Below are 19,020 nucleotides of genomic sequence, written 5' to 3'. Positions count from 1 at the left end.
GACCACATCTCCCTCTTGGCGACCGTTTATCATGGTGAGCCTTGCACTCTGTATGGGCACTATTGGTACAGCGCTAGCTAGTCCTCTGTATCCCATTTATCAACAACTTTGGGGACTGCTGCCGAGTCATATCACCTATATCTTTGTTGCCTACATGTTTGGTTGCCTAGCGACCTTGCTGTTTTTAGGTCGTACCAGTAACAGTTTTGGTTTTTTAAGAACCCTGCAAATCGGTAGGGCGTGCATCATCTTAGGTTTAAGCTTATCAGTGTTTGCCAGTAATGCACTGTGGTTATCTATCGGGCGCTTTATTATCGGGATTGCCTCGGGTTTAATTAGCACCTCAGCCATGCTTGGCTTGGTCTATACCATTCCTGAACAGCATAAAAATAATGCACCGCAGCTGAGTTCAATCATTACCGTGATTGGTTTTGGTCTTGGCCCATTTATTGGTGGGGTGATTGCCCAATTTTCGGAACAGCCTTTAGTCACCCCTTATATCCCTGTGATCTTTGGGGGTTTGGCATGTCTAATTGGGTTGTTTTTTATTCGCACACCGAACTTTGAGCCACAGCCTTTTTCAGTGGCACCACATTTGGAATTGCCTGAAAAGCGTGATCATTCACGATTTTATATCGCCGGACTGACTGCCTTTTGTGCCTTTGGCTCTTTTAGCTTATTTGCATCACTCGCACCCTCTTTCGTCAAAGATGCGATCCCATGGCATGGCCCTTTGGTCAGTGGTAGTGCCATTGCAAGTATCTTGCTGGTTTCCGCTGTCGTGCAATTTATGGCGAAATCGATTCCTTCTGAAAAATGTGTCAATGCCGGCTTAATGGTGTTAATACTGAGCTATGCACTTCTTGCCCTATGTATGACCCAACACTGGAGTGCATTGTTTTTTATTAGCGATATTTTAGTGGGTGTCGGTCATGGTCTGGGGCTTTTAGGCGCATTTGGCTTAGTTCATCAAATGACCAACAATCAAAACCGTGCTGCGGTGATCTCGACCTATTTATTTATTGGATATCTAGGCACCATTATTCCAATTATTGCGGCCGGTTATTTATCTGATCATTTTGGCTTGATGGTCGGTGTTTTAGGTTTTTGTATTGGCGTAGGTTTATTGTGTATCGGCTTATTGCTTTGGCACCGCAGTCTGAACACCAATTAACCACTAAACTTATTCAAGAAGCATCTTGTATTGGGTGCTTCTTAAACCCAAAAACAATTAAGAAACCCTATAAAAATCAATCAAATTAAATTAAGATCTTGTGTGATGTGATTCAAAAATTTTAAAAAATGCTAAAAATTCAATGTCAAATTAACACTGCAGAAAATCAAATCATCGCCAACAGCGAATACGGGAATATTCACTATATTTTACCCTTTGAATCCTTACCGCAATTAGAAACCTATGATTTTATCGTTTGGGGCTTTTTACCCATTGCTATGCGCCTTGGCATCCCGCTGCATGTAGAAGGACCTATTTCAATACAAACCCTCCACTCCGCACGTGAGGTTTCAACGGTCTGGGCCGCTTGGTTACCTGATTTATATCAACCAGTCATGCTCAGTGCTGCATCAATCATTCAAACACCACCAGCAAACCAACCCACTCAAAATTTAAGCTTTTTTAGCGGTGGGATTGACTCCACATATAGTACATACAAAGCTTTTCTTGAAAATGGACAAGACTCTGATTGTCTCACTGTGCATGGAATGGATTATAAATTTGATGACCATGAAAAATTTCAGGCCTTAATGGATCAGACCCATAGTTTTAGAAGCCAAGTTTTTAAGCAAAGTCGCGTGGTAAAAACTGATGCTTACGCGCTGTACAGTAAATATGGCTGTAACCCTAAAGGTTCGCATGTCACACATATCTTTTCGCTGTTTTCCTGCGCTTCGATTTTTGAACATTACCAGCAATATCGAATTTCAGCCGATTACCGTTTAGATCAACAATTATTCGTTCATCCCTATGGCTCAAATACGGCATCCAACCGATTGATGAAGAACCGATCTGGGGTCTTAATCACCCTCGACGATGATGTCACGCGATCACAAAAAACCGCATTTTTAAGCCAATCGAACTTAGATTTACAAACCCTGTCGATCTGTGTGAACTATACGGCTCGACCTAAAAATTGTGGTCAATGCAGCAAATGTATGCGCACCAAAGCCATGTTTTATGCCACTAGCCCCGAAATTCCCGATATCTTTTTAGATCGTCGCTTTGAAAAACAGTGGTATCAATCCATTCCATTAAGTTCAAAAATCAATCGTGCTTTTTTAATTGATATTTTGTCAGCGGTCGAAAAATCTTCGCAACAGCAACAATTTCCAGACTATGCAACACTCAAAGTCAAAGTTGAAGCCGCATCGAAAAGAGCAGCAATCAATCCTTTTTATGGGATGAAAATGAAAGATGTGCTGAGAACGATCTTTAAAATCATTTTGGGCTCAAACCCTCGCTAAACGATGTAAAAAAAGCACGATGTTTTCGAACATCGTGCTTTGGATGGATCTATCCATAGGTGAAATGAGGAGCTCAATCGTTTTATTACTTTCCAATACAGAATGTAATTCCAATTATATTTTTAATATAAATTAATAACTTATAAATTTAATTAAAACATAGTGACTAATAGGTGACTGATTGTGTCATCACTAGGCACTTTTTAAGCTGCTCCTCTTATTTGTGGCTCAGGTGGGGTTAGATTTAGAATCCTATCCTTTGTGAGTGACTTTAAGGTACTCACTAACTATCTTTGAGCTAGTCAGTAGAATTTTAGATTTTAAATCCGCATTTCAAATGTCGAATTAACTTAGCCGTCCAAGTGGCTGATTAAGTAGCTTGGCTGTTTGGATGCGCTCAAATTTGAGCATATCCCCCGGTGGGGTAAATGTTTCTGATCCGCTACTACACTTTAAAGGTAGTTAAGAGATGCCCCCAAAGTTGGGGTTATCTTTGTGAGTACCTGATAGTCACGTGCAAAACTCAATTTTGAGGTCTGCCAATATTTGGACACACCCACTCAACGCAATTTTTCGCTCAGTGAATACCGTTGCTCACTTTTGAGCATGGCATAGCGATAGCGGAATTCCGCTAGTGGTATCGGTACAGGAAATCCTGTATCGGGGTGGTCATTTTGACCATACCTACACTGTGTGACTGTACGAAAGTTTCGTAGTTCATTAACCAACGCAATTTTTCGCTGGTCTACTACGGAAAACTCAGGTTTCGGAACAACTACGCGCGCGTGTAGGTGGACGCAATTTTGCGTTGGCATACTGCCTGTTAGTAAATGTTAGTTTTGCGGACTGCTTTAAAAGAGAATAGAACCTTATAAAACCTAATATTAGGACTTCAGAAAACTTCAGTTTTAAAAATACAAAACCTGATAAAACCTGAGATTCAGAACGGCGCACCTGTTAACAATTGTTGACATTCAAAACGCTGCACCTGTTATCAATTGTTATGGCCTGGACTTAGTAAAACTTAGTATTGCAGACGGCACACATGCTAAGAAATGCTAAGGTTTGAACCTATCAAAACCTATTGTTGCAGACTGCGGAAATCCTAAGTAATCCTAAGGTCACAACCTCACAAAACCTCACATTGTGAACCCAACAAAACCCAACGATTGAACCTGATAAAACTTGAAATCATTACGGCACCATTACGGCATCCTTTGCGGTTGCACCTGTTAACAATTGTTAAGGTTAAAACCTGAAATCATTACGGTCCGATTACGGTCCTGATTACTGCAAAATACTACATTTCAATTACTGCTCGGACTTGTCAAAACTTAACATTTGAGCAGCATTATTCTGCCTGTAGAAAATAGATTAAGTGTTGAGATGCCCTTATTTGTATATATAAGAATAGGACTATCTCAACAGATAATTGATCCATTGACCTGTTTTCAACAAAGTAGTAAATACCCTCTTGCTATATAATCGTATATACGATATATTGAATAAATAATCTACTAAGGGGGTATACAATGACGAACAAGACTAAAACTTATGATGCTGGTGAAATGTACGACCTAGCTTCATTAGCTGAATCAGATATGAACTGGATGTGTACAGCTATCAGCCATATCAGAAAAGAAGTAATGAAGTTAAACAAGCTGGCAGAAAGTGGAAAAGAAGTCAGCCAGTATCATTTTTCTGAAATTGTTACTCAACTAGATATGTATGAATATTTAGCAGAAGATCGACACCGCAACCATGCTAAAGGGGCAGAAGAATACGAAGCTGAATGGGAAGCTACTAAACAAAAGGCCAGTGCATGAATAAGCCCAACGACACGCCCAAAACTCGCTATGAGAAAAAGCGCAAGCAAAAGCTAGTCAGCTTCAATACTGAGAATCCACACGATGCCGATCTATTGGCCCATGCTAATAAACTGGATGATTTTAGCGGATGGGTTAAAGGTCAGTTAGATGAAGATATGAAGAAAAATGAAAGCTCACAATAGTGGGCTTTTTTAATGCCTGAAATATACATAGCTCATGCCACGTTTTACGATCTTATTTATTATTTAAACCTGATCTATCCGACTTGGTTGATTGGCCCAGAACTATGAGTGTTAAATTATTTTTTTTACTTGATTGAAACATGGCACCAGGTACGGCGGTTTGATGTGGTAACAGGAAATCAGATATACAGGTTTTGATGTGGTAACAGCATTTTTTTGATGTAGTAACATAGTCCACGTATATAAAATGATCAAAAGTACGGACATGGGGCATACAGTCATAATTTTGGTATCCATCCATAAAAATAGAAATATAAACCTGACAAAACCTGACATTTTTCCCAGTATAAAAAACCTGTCAAAACCTGTTATTTGAAAGTAAGTGATAGTCAGTATTTGAACTTAACAAAACTTAACCTTTGAACCTGATAAAACTTGAAATTAGAACCCTATTTTCTGATGAAAATATCAGTATAAAAACGTATAAAAATCATGTCTAATTTGTACGTAATATCTTACATAAATTATTGAAAAATATAATTAAACATATTGATTGTCATGGTAAAATAATAAGCGATTTATAAGTTTTTTTATTTAGTTTTTTTATATCTAATTAGGGTGAAGATTTGGGATTTTTCTAGGCATTATTAGGCCATCCCTATAGCCCTATAAACAAAGAAAGAGGTTATATATGGCTATACTCGACCACACACTGCCACTACGAGTCCAAGCTCCAGATATGATGGGGATGCTTGATCAAGGCTCAAAACTGGCGCAGTTCTATACCCAGCAAAAAACAGATGGCGAGCTCAACCGCCTGTATAAAGAAACCAATGGCGACTTGAACAGGATGATGGATATTGGCAAAACATCACCACTAGCACGTTTTGTCATGCCAAAACTGCAAGAGCAGCAAGCAGCACAGCAAAAAGCCCTACTTGATCAGCAGAAGATTGAAGCAGATATTGGCAAAACAAAGTCTGAATCAGAAAAGCTTGGTTTTGAATCCAAAAAAGTTAGTGCAGAAACAGGGACGATTAATATTAATAACTCTGTAAAGCTCCTTGAGAATGCTAACCAGGCGCTTAAAGTAGCAGCCCAGACTGGTGATGCGAATGCTGCAAGACTGGCACTTAATAACGCCCACAAAGCAGGCACAATTACACCAGAGCTATATGAGCAGTACAGTCAACAAATTACCTCTATGAGTACCAAGCCTGAATTACTAAAGCAGTTTGTACAGGGCATTGTTCTTTCTAGCGAGAAGGATGCAATGAAGTATATTCAAGCGGATAAGAATGCAATGCTGAGTTCTGAGACCAGTATCAAAACTACCGGTATGAATAACGCAACATCAAAGTATGTCGCTGACACTGGTGCTAAAACTGCCAGTAATAGGCTTGAGTTTGACAAGATCGTTCAGGCGCAAAAAGAAGCACGTGATAATGGTGAGTTTGAAATAATGCAAGGCTCTGACGGCGTTACTTATGCTGTATACAAGTCTGGTCCTAATGCTGGAGAGGTTGAGCCATTATTGCTAGGGGATGGCCAGCCACTTAAAGCGCAAGCTAAAGGTGGATCAGGTGGAATGACTGAGCAGCAAAGTAAGGATGCTTTGTTCGGTGCTCGAATGCAGGAGGCTCATAAAATTCTGACTGCATTAGAGGCCAAAGACATTAAAGCGCCTGTCATAAATAGCATTGTTCCATTTGGTGCTGGTGCCAAAATCTCAAATGCTTTACCGAGCATCTTAGGCGGTGCAAGTGTTGAACAGCAGCAATACGTTCAAGCACAACGGGACTTCATTAACGCCGTACTGCGTAAAGAATCTGGTGCTGTAATCGCTGACTCAGAGTTTGAGAATGCACAAAAGCAATACTTCCCTCAGATCGGTGACTCTGATGAGGTTATTGCTCAAAAAGCCAGAAACCGTGAATTAGCAATGAATATGATTGTTAGCGGAGCTGGTGCACAAGGACAGGAGCAGATCAAAAGAGCCACTTCCAGCAGTAATGTGAGTGGTGCCACTGTGACGTTAAGCGAAGTTAAGCAGGCTGCCAAACAAGCCAATATCAGCACTGAGGAGATGGTTAAAATCCTGAGAGAGCAAGGGGTTCGGATTAAGTAAGTAGTAGATCAGACCGTCCACCATGCAACAGATGTGTGGTGGATATTAATTCCAAACTTACGCCGTCCCCTAGGGAGAGAATATGAACTTAGCTCAATTACAAAGGTATGCTTCAAACCCCAATGTTAGAAAAATGCTTGATCTGATTGCATACACTGAGGGCGTGAAACATGGCTATAACACTATGTTTGGCAATGAGCGCATGAGCAGCCTACAGTCACACCCCAACGTCCGAAAGCAGTTTAAACAGACTGATGGAAAAATGAATGTAACGACAGCAGCAGGTCGTTATCAGTTTTTAAAAGGCACATGGGATGGCTTGGCTCGTCAGTATGGATTAAAAGACTTCTCGCCGCAAAACCAAGACATTGCAGCACTGGCTTTATTGGCTCAAAACGGTGCGCTCCCTTATGTCCTAAAAGGCGACTATCAAACTGCTATCAATAAGTCAGGCGGTACGTGGGCATCACTCCCAAGCTCCCAATACAAGCAAGGAAAACGCTCCTGGAATGATGTGAATCAATTCTTAGGCGGGAATATTCAGCAGCCAGGCCAAGCATCAACACAATCAAGCCGATTCTTGTCACCGGATCAAATATCTAAAGTGCTCCCTCAACTTACTAAGGAGCAGACACCAAAACCAAGCCGATTCTTATCACCGGATCGTATTGCTGAGGTACTACCTCAACTTAACCAGCAGCCAGATCGGTTTTTATCCCCGGATAAAGTGGCTGAAGTGCTCCCTCAACTTAACCAACAACCAAGCCGTTTTTTAAATGAAGATCAAATAGCCAAAGTTTTACCTCAACTGGCTAAAGGGTAGATAAGACATGACAAGCCAATTAACAGTAGATCAAATGGTTCAGCTAGCCAATCAAGCTAAGAGCCAATCAAATAATCAAAAAACAATGTCAGTGGATGAAATGGTGGCTCTAGCTAAATCTAGCAAGCAACACAAAGACCTTGGCTCCATGCCTGCAATAGAAATTGAATACGAAAAACCAAGCCTACTTGCTGATATTGGTTCGGGCATGGATAAGGTGTTTAGTAGTGCTGCTCAAGGTGCCGAGTATGTATCCGACGGCATTCGAGGTGGGTTGAATAAGCTGCTTGGCACTAATCTCGAAACGGATCGTTATGAAAAGTACACCAAAGCCAAAGCAGAAGAACGCGCATCTTATGAGAAGGCGCGTAAAGCAAGTGGCAAGGGTTTAAATGTTGGTGAATTTATTGGTGAGACTGCTGCTTTAGGCCCATTAGTCCTAGCAGGCCGCGGCTATCAGGGTGCGAATATTTTAAGCAAAGCCGGCGCAAAGGTCACCGCTCAAAACACAGGGTTAGGTGCTCTAATTGGTGGTGCTCAGTTTGCCGAAGACGCCGAGCAGCGATTATCAAACATGAAGTCAGGCGCTTTAGGTGGTGCGCTTGGTGGTGCAGTTGGTAAAAAACTCGGTGACGGTGTCGCCAAAGTAGTCAACATTAAAAACAATCGCATGGCCCCAGGTGTTAAGGAAGTTAACGATCTGGGGAAAAAGTTCAATGTTAAAACCACGGTAGGCGATGTAAGTAAAAATCCACTGATACAAAAATCTGAAGTTGCTATGGAGTCCATTCCTCTGGTTGGTACATCCAAGCTCAGACAGACCCAGCAGGCACAGGTTAAGGATGCAGCCACAAAGGTCCTTGATGGCCTTAAAACCAAGTTGGACGATGTGGACTACAAGGCCATTCCAAAGATTCAAGCAGCAGCCAATGCAGGCGATGTAAATGCGGCTCGAATCATGAAGGTGGTTAATGGCGCTGGCGATGACACAGGAAAGATTCTCCAAGCAGCAGCAGAGATTAAAAACTGGCGTGGTAAGCGTGTTGCATCACAGATGTATGATCGAGTACAGAACTTGGCTGGTGACGGCGCTATAGCTCCAAACAAGACGGTTCAAAAGATTGATGACATTATCGCAAAGGACTCAAAAGTTACTCCAAACAAGGCGCTACAAAAAGAACTTCTTGATATTCGTAAAAACCTTGTGGATATGAATATTAAAAAAGACTTCAAAGAGATGCGAGCTACACAATCAAACCTTGGGAAAACCATTAAAAAGTGGGGTATTGCTGGGGAGGACACGACAGCGCTTACAAAGGTTAAAACCGCTATTGATGATGATCTTTTAGATTTTGCTCAATCATCTGGAAACACCAAGCTACTAGGGGAGCTAAAGAGAGCTAACGCACTGTATAAGCAGCTCCAGGATGGAAAAGACAAAGCATTTGCTAAAGCTCTGCGTAGTGCTGAACCAGATCAGGTTTTTGATCAATTTATGAAATCTGGAAAGGGTGACAAGGCTGCGAACTTCTACAAGAACCTAGATCCAAAAGGACAAGCAGCATTGCGCTATCAGATGGCTGAGAATGCCTTTGCTAAAGCATGGGACCCAAATAAGGAGGTATTCAGTCCAGCCAAGTTTGCTCAAGAATTTGAGCGAATGAACGCACCTTATAGCAATATCTTTAAGGGTTCTGATAAAGCCCAAATGGATGGTTTTGTTAAATTGATGCGCCATGTTGAGAGAGCTGGTCAGTACGCTGAAAACCCACCAACAGGGAATAGACTGGTTGGTATTGCTTTTGGACTGGGTGCCGGTGTGAATCCTACCCTTGCTGCTCAGGGTGCTGGAGTTTCTGCTATTGCTAAGGTGTTGTTTACAACTGAAGCTGGCAAACGGATTCTACTTGCTGCCAAGGATGTGCCACCGAACTCACCACAGATGGCCAATCTACTGATGCAGGCACAGAGACTGGCGACTGTTGGCGGGGCTAACGCTGGAGCTAACGCAGCAAAAGATTAATATTCATGCTATATATTCCCCTTGCTTAGGCGGGGGAATATTATGAATAATCTGAACTTACGTATCAAATTGAATAAAGCTGACATAGTGCAAAGCGCACACCTTGATCCAGCCAACTACCGCGATAAAGAAGGCCTGGAGTACATTCCCCCAAAGAGAGGATTTCAGCTAAGCATCAAGGGGAGTGTTAAAGACTTACTGACAGATAAAGATCTGATTATTTTTGATGATAAAGACGCTACCACAAGTATTCACCAGGGGAATACGGCGGATAGCATTGCTGTAAGCATTAACGTATTTGATAAAAACGATAATAATTTACTCGCAAATCCATTTGTGAGTATTCATGACAGAACCCTATACATCGGTGACATTAATTTTAGTTTTGAGCAGTTTGAATTTGTTAAAAGCATGGTCGATGATCAGTTTACGACTCTTATCATTGAGCTGGTGAAGCATGTCACTGATGATGAGATTCTCGAGAGTCGGGAGAGAAATAAGGGCCACGTCATAAGCATTGACTATGATTTGGATAATCTGAACTACTCAACCGAGCGAAAAGAAGTAGATGGGGAATATCTGAAGGCGCTTCTCATTAAACATGATCTGTATAGCGTAAGGGTTGGCTGTTTTTATATTTCATCCTCAAAACCCAAGTATGTGAAGAAAGGGGAATGGATTGATGACGTGTGGTCCTTAGAAGACAGACTTGATCGAGAACAGTCAAATAACGAAGTTACGCTTCTTGATGAAATCGATAAAGAGAGAAATAATTTCCCAAAACACATATTTAACGAACTGAGAAAGATTAACTCATGGAACTATGTGCTGATCATTTTACTGGTCATATTAATCTTTAAGGTATAAGCCGCAAATTAAAGCTCAAAATTGAGCCTTCATTGTCTAATTAGACTGTGCTGATCTAATCGAATCTAAGACAGTAAAAACCCCCAACTAAGGGGGTCATTCATTTAAAGCAGTTGCAGCGTTTCAGCTTTGATTTCGGTTATCTCGCGCTCTATCCCTTTGCTGTCCTTCCACTTTCTAGTTTTAAGACTTCCCTCAATAAATACCTTTCCGCCTTTCTTGAGGTATTTACTCGCAATCTCAGCCAATCGGTTATTGGTGGTGATTTTGTGCCACTCAGTAGCTTCTTTACGCTCGCCAGTGGTCTTGTCCTTCCAATGCTCGGAAGTTGCAACGCTGAATGTTGTAATGCTGCCACCGTTGGGGAAATTCTTAGTTTCAGGGTCACGACCCAGAACGCCCATCACTGTGACTCTGTTTAAATTTGCCATTAGTTGAATCTCTTAAATCTTCTCAGAATGTCTATTTCTAATGGGTAACATAGGTAACATGGGTAACAGCCTTGCTATGACTGTCTTTCAGCCTGTTACCTCTTTTTTTTCGCTTAGGTAACATGGGTAACAAAACCCATATTTCCCTCTGCTGTTACCTCTGTTACCTGTTACCAATTTCAATAGGTAACGCCCTCAAAGCCTTTATTTATAAGGTTGTTACCTGTGTTACCCCTGTTACCTCTGATTTTTACTACTCCCAACTAAAAATAGCTTCTTTTACTACATAAGCTTTGATTGCATTTTTCTTAGATGGGATTCTCACAGTCTTACTGGCTTTGCCTGTGTCATGTTCAAGCAGCTTTTCAATAAGTAATGCACTGGCTACTTTTCTACTGTCATGCCCCTTACATACTTCATTCTTAAATTGCTCAGGTAGCACAATAAATAATTTTTCGCCGTTCTCCATTTTCCAGTAACCAACACGATTAATAATTTTCTCGATGTGGTCTGTATCCGGAGTAAATGACTCGAAGCGGCTTGATTCGTTCGCTTCAAAAAATGCCTTCACATGCAAAATATACTCTCGGCTTTGGTAGTCCCCAACATAATCAAAGTCATTCACCCAAGCATTGAATACAGTTCTCACGGCGTTGAATGCTGTGCCTGTTTTCCACCCTGTTATACCTGCTTGAGTAGCTAACTCGCCTGCAACTGCAAGCAAAGCAAATGTATTGGCTACGCGTATAATGTGACCTTGCTTCTGCTCTGCAATCAATTCAAGGTTATATTGCTCTAGTAGCTGTTTAGCTTGCTTCATCACCTTGTCTTTATCACTGGTTAGATAATTAAGCCATGCTATGCCAGCAACGCCGTAAAACTGATTAGAACGCCCTACAAGTAGCCTTGATTGTTTTGCCCCATCTTCAGCAAAGTCGATCTGATCGAATAACCCATATTCGGAATGGTCTATATCAATATCAATTAATCGAACCTCTTGTCCCAGCTTTGCTTTCTGCCCACTTTCCAGCATGATTTCTTTCAAGCTCTTTTCACCAGTAGACATAAAAATGAGTTTCCACTTATACGGTGCTCTAGCTGTAATCTGCTTGGTTAAGCGTGCTTTGCCCTTACCGTTTGCAAGCATATAAACAATATTTCCAATCTCTTTGGGGTTTGATATTTCCCCTATTTCATCTAAGCCTAAGAAACTGTCGTTATAACTATATGCTGTATGCTCTAAAGCGTTACCTGTTGAACGCCATGTTTTATGATGTTTCTCCGGATTACCCCATACGCTACAAGCAACATATAAAGCCGTTGTTTTACCTTTAGATGACTGCCCTTTGAAGTGTATGCCTGCACCTGTTTGCTGCTCTAATGGTGCAAGTAATTGCCCGGCAAAGGCAGAACATAAAGCAACGACTAATTTTGAGTGACTGGAGATAGGCATAGAAATATTTTCTCGCCATTGCTCTAATGTCCCTTTGTTTTGGTAACTGCTTTCAACGCCTTGTGTTGTTTGATAGACAACTGAATCGCTCGTTTTATGCTGTCCGATCTGCTTATTAGGTAATACATAAACATCGTCATGCCATCCTGCACGTTCCACACATAAAGCACGCTTATCAGTCGGGTAGCTCATTAGGTAGCTTTGCAGCAAGTTTCTTGCTTTTCCACTCGGGGCAATAACTACACCTTGATTGGATAAATCTTTTCTAAGCTCTACGCCATCGGATTGAAAGAACTCCATAGACAAGGCTTGAGTATGCTTTACGCCATCTGCATCATGCCATTCTAATAAACGCCCCCAGGCATTACTTGATGAATCTCTCGTTTGTGCCAAGACATGAATAGGGCTTGAAACATAGTGTTTTTGCTCATTTTCTTTCGACTGCTCAATGTAGTACAAGCCATCTTTCAATAGATGAAATACACCATCACCATATTTAAAAGGCTTGGCTAAATGTCCTTTGGGTAGATTGCTCTTTTCAGGTAAAGCCTCGATAGCCTCATCAATAAACGCCAGCACCTCACTTACACTTTCATCCCGGGTTAATTCGATCTGAAATTCACTTACACCCATTTTTAAATACTGGCATAGCAGTCTAACTGCCGTGTTTTGCTCCAATGCTTTGAATGGCTCAAGGTGCATGTGTTCAATTCTGACAGGCAAATAAAGCTGCTTATAACCTGCCTGTGATAGCTGGTTAATCACGAACTGTATTTGTTCAAAATCAAACGGCTTGAGTTCTGTTTGATGTTTATTGCATAGGGTAGGCAATAGCACCAAAGCCACGGCGTACCCAGTCTGTGCGACTTTAAAGAAAGCCTCTAGGTTGTAAGTGATAATGACTGGCTTGGCATGGTCAAAATCACCATACCTTGCAAAGCCTCTAGCCAATCCATCAGGCATGACAGCCACGCGCTGCCCATCTTGCATGACAGCACACTGTACAAGCTCCATTTGCCCATCATAGATAGGCATAATCAAAGGCTGTGCATAGGTAACGCCGTTTATATCCACATTACCATCATCAACATAGATCGGCTGCTCAGGACTGCCAAAACGCTGTATTAATGGATGTGATGAATAAGCATCATTAAACGATACAAGCTGCGTACATTCGTTTAAAATGGCTTCGGGTGTTATTAGTTCTTTGGGGTGGTCATAATCAAGCATTGTGACTACCCCCTCCATAACAACATCAATCGTACTTTCTAATGATTCATTTTTCATTATTAGCCCTCACTGCACACGGTTGATATGGATATTTGAATTAATCAGAATGCCGTCATTTGATAATCCGACCTTTTGGCGGTTATCCATCGTCTGCAATAAATGCTGCTCTGCTTCTTCAAAGCTAACGCCAAAGTGCTTTGCAATGTCCTCTAGGCGGTACATAGGTTCGCCGTCATCCGTGTAACCGCTTGGCGGTGGCAATAGGTTTAATTCCTTAGCCTTTTGGTGCATCTCTGCTTTGATATGCTCAGGCGTGTAGTGCATTGTCAAAATAAGGGCCTGCTCAGTGATGGGGTGGTGTTCCCCATACTGCTCAAGCATTGCTTTGTAATGGTCAAAGGCTTTGAAAAATTCAGGGTCTACATGTTCAATCATTGTGTATACCCTCAAAAGTTAGCTGTAAATTTGCTTTGCATGTTGTAATTCTTAGGTTTAAATCTCGCATTGAATAGCGGTGGTTTGCCAAGCCAGTGCCATGAAATGAACCTTTAGCCTTTTGGGTCTTTGCTTGCATACATAGGCGGTTCAGTTCTTCATAGGCTGTCTGCCGTGCTGAATAGCTCCCAGTCTTGCGGATGCTCGGCAATACCTCAGAAAATACCCAGTTTTGGAAATTCAATGCTTCGGGTTTAGTCGATCTAAATACAATGCGGTACAGGTTTTCTTCACTGATAAAAGTTAGCTTTTGAGTACCGCCATTTGTAAGGGTATACATTTCATGTACCCCCTTTGGATTTAGCTTAAAACGGCTTGCTGTCGCGTTTTTAATATCTAAGGCTTGACCAACATCAGGCAGACAAAACAAAGGCTGTCCGTTTACATCAAAGGCAATCCGAACGCCGTACTCATTAAAATTAAATACTGCTGGTTTCATGCTGCCACCTGCTTAATTAGTTCATAACGAGCATGTGAGCCGATGCCTGAATGATTGCGCTCACGATGGGTCACAATGTCATAGCCTGCATTGCGTAAACGCTGAATGATTGCGCTCAATCGGTAGCAGTTAAAAAGGTCGATAGCCTCGGCCTGTGAAATGGTTTTGCCTTGCTTGAGGTGCGCTAGGACTTGTTTTAATTGGGTGTTATTCATGTTCTTATGCTCCCATTCCTGACAAGGCATCAGTCAGCTTGTGAATCGTTCCGATGTGGATTATCAGAACATCCTTAACGCCTGATTTCTTCACCATGTCAGCATGTTCACTAAGTAGCTCTTTAATCGTTCCGTTAAAGCCTCTTAGCTCTAAAAACTTCATAGATTCATCATTTACGATTAAATCCGCTTCCTGATCCGCTTCGCCAGTTGGACAATATGAGGCAAGGGCATAGGCGTATAGATCGGCTGGGTCTGTAATACTCAAGGTTTCCAGTGCCAAGCGTAAAAAGGTACTTAACTTACTGGCCTCGGCATTTAAGTAATCATCAATTGAATAAGGCTTAGAAAATACCTCTGCACTTAATTCGGATGCTCGGATCGAAACATGATCTAGCAGGTCAATTGCCTGTTCAATCTGTCTTACATTGGCTTCGGTTTTAAGTTCATCAGGCAAGTAATCAAGGGCCAAGCAAGTGAAGTCAGATACATCAGTAAAAAGGCTCTTTATCTGCTCGCCGTTTACTGCATGGCTGATCTGCTCAAGTCTGCTTTGTGCCTGCTGGGTGATGCTAATTGCATCTTGTAGAGTAATTTCCATAGCTCAAGCATCCATCGTTGCAATGGTGGCTTTGTGGCTTGCTATGCGTTCATTAATCCACTGGTCTACATCGGATTCAATCCAAGCAACACGGCGTTCGGAAATATTGACTGCTTTCGGGAACGTGCCTTGTTGCATCATTGCGTAAATTGACGATGCACCTAAGCCAGTTTTGGTCTGCACTTCTTTACGGCGGATCAGGCGTACATTTTCGTTTTTTTGTTCTTTAGATAAAGTCATCTAAACATTCTCCATAATGGAAATGCCGAGACACAAAATAGGGAATAGAAAGTAATTAAGAGGAAAAAAACTAAGTTTTATTAATTAGATATAGCAGCATATAGCTGTTCAATAGATTCTAATGACTAACAACAAATGTTCGGTTTAGTAAACAATATGTTGACTTATGCCATGTTTGAACTACTATAAATACTGTTAAACCAATTTAACAAAATTAGTTTTTAATCGTTTTACATTTCTAAAGTTCCTTTAGTTTTGTGCCTGTCACGGCGGTTAAAAATTAATGGCGTTTAGCGATGTGGTGTTGCTAAAAGCCACCTGTTCCAAAAAAAAGGGTCAAGCGATGTGGTGTTGCTTGGCTCTTTTTCTTTGCCTCTTAAATTCATTTTGTGGTTAGCAAAATAAACTTTTAAGACATTCATTTAGTTCCTAATAAATACATTGGAACTCTATGTTTTACTTTATAAGAGTTATGCTTAAATGGCTAGCTCATTTCCATACAACTGCGACAGTTTTTGGTACACCTCGGTACACCTTGCCAACTAAATAATTCACTTTTGAATAACAGTGCTATTAAAAAATATAACCTCAGTTATAGGCTGATACTTTCGATAATTTACGGTTTCCTTACTATTCCTTACTATTGCGTATTTTTTCTATAAATCTAATATAAGCAAAGTTATAAATTGAATAGCATTGCTATTAGTCACATATGAATAATAGGCAGTTCAGCAAGTTACAATTAGAAACAATTAAGCTCCTTTAGCCTGATTAAAAAAAATCAAATTAGGCTCATAAATCACACTAAAAATATAATTACTCCACTTTTGCATCATCTCTGTACGTTCTTTTTCATACTTGGCTTTGTTGTATACCCCCCTTACACCTTTGGCCGTATGGTTTAAACAAGCCTCGATTGCATCACTATTAAAACCTTGCTCGTTTAAATGGGTGCTGGCCGTTCTTCTCAAGTCATGCACTGTAAACGGTGGCAAGTCTGTTAATGCCAGTGCTGCCTTTTGCGCCGTATTAAATGCGTTATGGCTGATATGAGTACCTGGCTTTCTTCCCACAAATACAAAAGGCTCATTGCCTGCAATCGCTTTGAGTTCTTTAAATATCTCTATCACCTGATCCGACATATAAACGACCATTTCACGGCTATGACCTGTCGCACTGTCGGCCTTTGTTTCAGGGATAAGCCATATACGGCTCTCAAAGTCGATATGCTCCCATTTAGCCCTCAATAGCTCTGACTTTCTAACCAATGTAAGTAATGACAGCAAAAGGCCCAGCTTTCTAGGTCGGTAAATTCTTGAATTTAGTAAGGTGGTGTAATAGGTACGGATTTCATTTGTACTTAAATATCTATCTCTAGGCTTAGCTTTGTGTACGTGCCGTGATGGGATAGCCAAAACAGGGTTATAGGGTGCAAGGCCCAAAGTCATTGCATAATCAAACATGCGCTTTAACAAGCCTCTGACTTGGTTAGCTGCTGCATCATATCCCTGTTCTTTTTTGCGCCATATAGTACGGCGTATATCTTCAATACTGACCTGATCTAATGGGATGTGGCCCATCATTGGATAAATATCATTGCTCAGGCATAAAACCATGTTGTAAGGGTCTTTGCGGTCTTTTTTGATTACTTCTTTTAAATAGCGTTCGCCGTAGTCCTTAAACAAAATGCCTTTAGGTTTTGCCTTATCTTGTTTAGGTGAAATACCTTTAGCCACCAATGAGGCAGATTCATCTCTGATCTGTCTAGCATCTTTAAGAGATAGATCAGGATAGCGACCTATAACAAGCCGTTCTTGCTTGCCTGCCAGTGAATAACGATAGTGCCACGACTTAACGCCTGATTCCTTAACCTCAATAAACAGCCCATTATTCAGCTTGTCTTTAACTGAATATCGCTTGTCCTGTGGTTTAAGGTTTTGAATCTCTCTATCAGTAGAGAAAAACAGGCCGTTTATCTTTGGCATGATTCTAGTCACTCAGGCATAAAAATAAGGTTTTATTGTCACGTAGCTATTAGGTGACTAAAAAAATCATAGCACTAGATGAACGTATAGAACATATTGGAACAATAAAAAGACATAAAAAAAGCACTAAGCTATTAAAACTTAATGCTATTTAATTATCATTGGAACTTATTAGAATTTACTGGAATATAGGCTTAAATTGAAATTACTTTCCGATACAGAACGATCCAAAAATCTTCCCGAGTAAATCATCTGCACTGAAATCACCCGTAATTTCACCTAAGGCATTTTGCGCCAAACGTAGAGACTCGGCTACCAACTCACCCGCATGATAAACCACCAACTGCTCACGTGCTTCTGCAAGATAGCGCTGAGTGCGCTTCATTGCATCTAAATGACGTGTTCGAGCAATAAAGGTATCTTCCTCTGGTTGAAAGCCTGCATGCGCTGTAATCGCATCAATAAGCGCTTGAACGCCGGTTTCTTGTTTAGCCGAAACACGAATATGTCGAAAACCGTTTAAATCGGTAATTTCTGCGGTAGATCCCGTCAAATCGCATTTATTACCAATCAGCATCAAACGCTTCGGTTCAATATGATCCGCGAAGTACGCTTGAGCCAATTGCAGTGGATCTTCGCCCTGACTTAAGTCATAGACCAAAAGTAACAAGTCAGCTTGCTCAATTTCTTTAATTGCGCGGCGAATCCCTTCTTTTTCGACGATATCACCGGTTTCACGTAAACCAGCGGTATCGGTCAAAGTAATCGGCAAACCATTGAGGCTTATTTTTTCATGTAAAACATCACGTGTCGTACCTGCAATATTCGTCACAATCGCACGTTCCACACCCGCCAAAGCATTGAGTAGAGATGACTTACCTGCATTAGGTTTACCGGCAATCACCACTTGTAAACCCTCACGTAGTAACTGACCTTGACGAGCAGACTGCTGTACAGCATGGACCGAGCTTGCCACTTCATCCAATAAGCCCAAAATCTTACCATCCGCCAAAAAGTCGATTTCTTCTTCAGGAAAATCAATCGCTGCTTCCACATGCAAACGCAAATGGATAAGTTTTTCTAGCACCGTATTAACCTTGCTCGAAAAGGCACCTTGTAATGAACGTACCGCAGAACGTGCCGCTGCTTGTGAGGTGGCATCAATCAGGTCGGCAATCGCCTCGGCTTGCACCAAGTCCATTTTGCCATTTTCAAAGGCGCGCATTGAAAATTCGCCCGCTTTTGCAGCAATAGCACCCAATTCAAGTAACCGTGCCAATAATGCATTTTGAATAACGGGGCCGCCATGACCTTGAAGCTCCACCACATCCTCGCCCGTAAAAGAGTGCGGATTTGGAAAGCAAATCACCAAACCTTCATCCATGATTTCATTCGATGCATCATAAAACTTACGGAAACCAGCAAAACGAGCTTGAGGTAGGGATTGCTGCGTTAATGCTTCTGCAATGGCATAAGATTTGGGACCAGACAGGCGAATCACGCCGACACCACCACGACCCGGCGGTGTGGCAATTGCTGCGATGGTGGTTCGGTTTAACATAAAATTCACCTAAAAATTTTCAAACGACAGATAAAGA

At 41.3% G+C, this 19,020-nt stretch carries 16 protein-coding genes and 1 pseudogene; 8 read left to right on the top strand and 9 right to left on the bottom strand.

Going from position 1 to position 19,020, the window contains the following annotated elements; genetic code table 11:
• From FTT98_RS13295 to FTT98_RS13260, 8 genes are all read left to right on the top strand, one after another.
• On the top strand, positions 1-1,174 hold a 1,174-nt coding region (locus tag FTT98_RS13295; protein ID WP_257230220.1), incomplete at its 5' end, for an MFS transporter.
• 128 nt (positions 1,175-1,302) lie between these two features.
• Complete coding sequence (locus tag FTT98_RS13290) at positions 1,303-2,481, top strand: hypothetical protein (protein WP_180005507.1); 1,179 nt, start codon at positions 1,303-1,305, stop codon at positions 2,479-2,481.
• Positions 2,482-4,013: 1,532 nt separating this feature from the next.
• Positions 4,014-4,307 (top strand): hypothetical protein, encoded by a 294-nt coding sequence (locus FTT98_RS13285; protein WP_180177472.1) that lies wholly within the window; start codon positions 4,014-4,016, stop codon positions 4,305-4,307.
• Positions 4,304-4,492, top strand: coding sequence for a hypothetical protein (locus FTT98_RS13280; protein WP_180177471.1), 189 nt, complete (start codon positions 4,304-4,306; stop codon positions 4,490-4,492). The genes FTT98_RS13285 and FTT98_RS13280 overlap by 4 nt, the downstream gene beginning before the upstream one ends.
• Positions 4,493-5,183: 691 nt before the next feature.
• The gene (locus FTT98_RS13275) at positions 5,184-6,620 is read left to right on the top strand and encodes a hypothetical protein (RefSeq protein WP_180177470.1); all 1,437 of its coding nucleotides are present in this window, start codon (positions 5,184-5,186) and stop codon (positions 6,618-6,620) included.
• Between the two features lie 82 nt (positions 6,621-6,702).
• On the top strand, positions 6,703-7,443 hold the full coding sequence (locus tag FTT98_RS18145; protein WP_257230219.1) for a glycoside hydrolase family 104 protein: 741 nt from the start codon (positions 6,703-6,705) through the stop codon (positions 7,441-7,443).
• 7 nt (positions 7,444-7,450) lie between these two features.
• A complete protein-coding gene (locus tag FTT98_RS13265) occupies positions 7,451-9,466 on the top strand; it encodes a hypothetical protein (protein ID WP_180177469.1) in 2,016 nt (671 codons plus the stop codon).
• A 42-nt stretch (positions 9,467-9,508) separates the two neighbouring features.
• A complete protein-coding gene (locus FTT98_RS13260) occupies positions 9,509-10,333 on the top strand; it encodes a hypothetical protein (protein ID WP_180177468.1) in 825 nt (274 codons plus the stop codon).
• A gap of 107 nt (positions 10,334-10,440) precedes the next feature.
• On the opposite strand, the pseudogene ssb reads toward FTT98_RS13260, so the two are convergent.
• The 9 genes and pseudogenes from ssb to mnmE all read right to left on the bottom strand — a co-directional run.
• A pseudogene (ssb, locus tag FTT98_RS13255) lies at positions 10,441-10,764 on the bottom strand (single-stranded DNA-binding protein); the annotation flags it as partial.
• Between the two features lie 253 nt (positions 10,765-11,017).
• Positions 11,018-13,447 (bottom strand): DUF927 domain-containing protein, encoded by a 2,430-nt coding sequence (locus tag FTT98_RS13250; RefSeq protein ID WP_180177473.1) that lies wholly within the window; start codon positions 13,445-13,447, stop codon positions 11,018-11,020.
• Between the two features lie 66 nt (positions 13,448-13,513).
• Complete coding sequence (locus tag FTT98_RS13245; protein ID WP_180177466.1) at positions 13,514-13,882, bottom strand: hypothetical protein; 369 nt, start codon at positions 13,880-13,882, stop codon at positions 13,514-13,516.
• Positions 13,875-14,381 (bottom strand): BRO family protein, encoded by a 507-nt coding sequence (locus FTT98_RS13240; RefSeq protein ID WP_180177465.1) that lies wholly within the window; start codon positions 14,379-14,381, stop codon positions 13,875-13,877. Before FTT98_RS13240 ends, FTT98_RS13245 begins: the two co-directional genes overlap by 8 nt.
• The gene (locus FTT98_RS13235; protein ID WP_180177464.1) at positions 14,378-14,596 is read right to left on the bottom strand and encodes a helix-turn-helix domain-containing protein; all 219 of its coding nucleotides are present in this window, start codon (positions 14,594-14,596) and stop codon (positions 14,378-14,380) included. The genes FTT98_RS13240 and FTT98_RS13235 overlap by 4 nt, the downstream gene beginning before the upstream one ends.
• Before the next feature lie 4 nt (positions 14,597-14,600).
• The gene (locus tag FTT98_RS13230) at positions 14,601-15,197 is read right to left on the bottom strand and encodes a hypothetical protein (protein WP_180177463.1); all 597 of its coding nucleotides are present in this window, start codon (positions 15,195-15,197) and stop codon (positions 14,601-14,603) included.
• Positions 15,198-15,200: 3 nt separating this feature from the next.
• Entirely contained in the window at positions 15,201-15,437 is a 237-nt protein-coding gene (locus FTT98_RS13225) for an AlpA family transcriptional regulator (protein WP_180177462.1), read from the bottom strand.
• Between the two features lie 752 nt (positions 15,438-16,189).
• A complete protein-coding gene (locus tag FTT98_RS13220) occupies positions 16,190-17,422 on the bottom strand; it encodes a tyrosine-type recombinase/integrase (RefSeq protein WP_180177461.1) in 1,233 nt (410 codons plus the stop codon).
• Between the two features lie 205 nt (positions 17,423-17,627).
• Positions 17,628-18,983: a tRNA uridine-5-carboxymethylaminomethyl(34) synthesis GTPase MnmE gene (gene mnmE / locus FTT98_RS13215; RefSeq protein ID WP_180005506.1), complete on the bottom strand. Its 1,356-nt coding sequence runs from the start codon at positions 18,981-18,983 to the stop codon at positions 17,628-17,630.
• Between the last annotated feature and the right edge of the window lie 37 nt (positions 18,984-19,020).

Origin of the sequence: Acinetobacter sp. YH12039 (assembly GCF_013420015.1) — a bacterium.
Classification (GTDB): domain Bacteria; phylum Pseudomonadota; class Gammaproteobacteria; order Pseudomonadales; family Moraxellaceae; genus Acinetobacter; species Acinetobacter amyesii.
The sequence above is the reverse complement of the archived record's forward strand: the minus strand, read 5'-3'. Positions and strand labels throughout refer to the sequence as shown.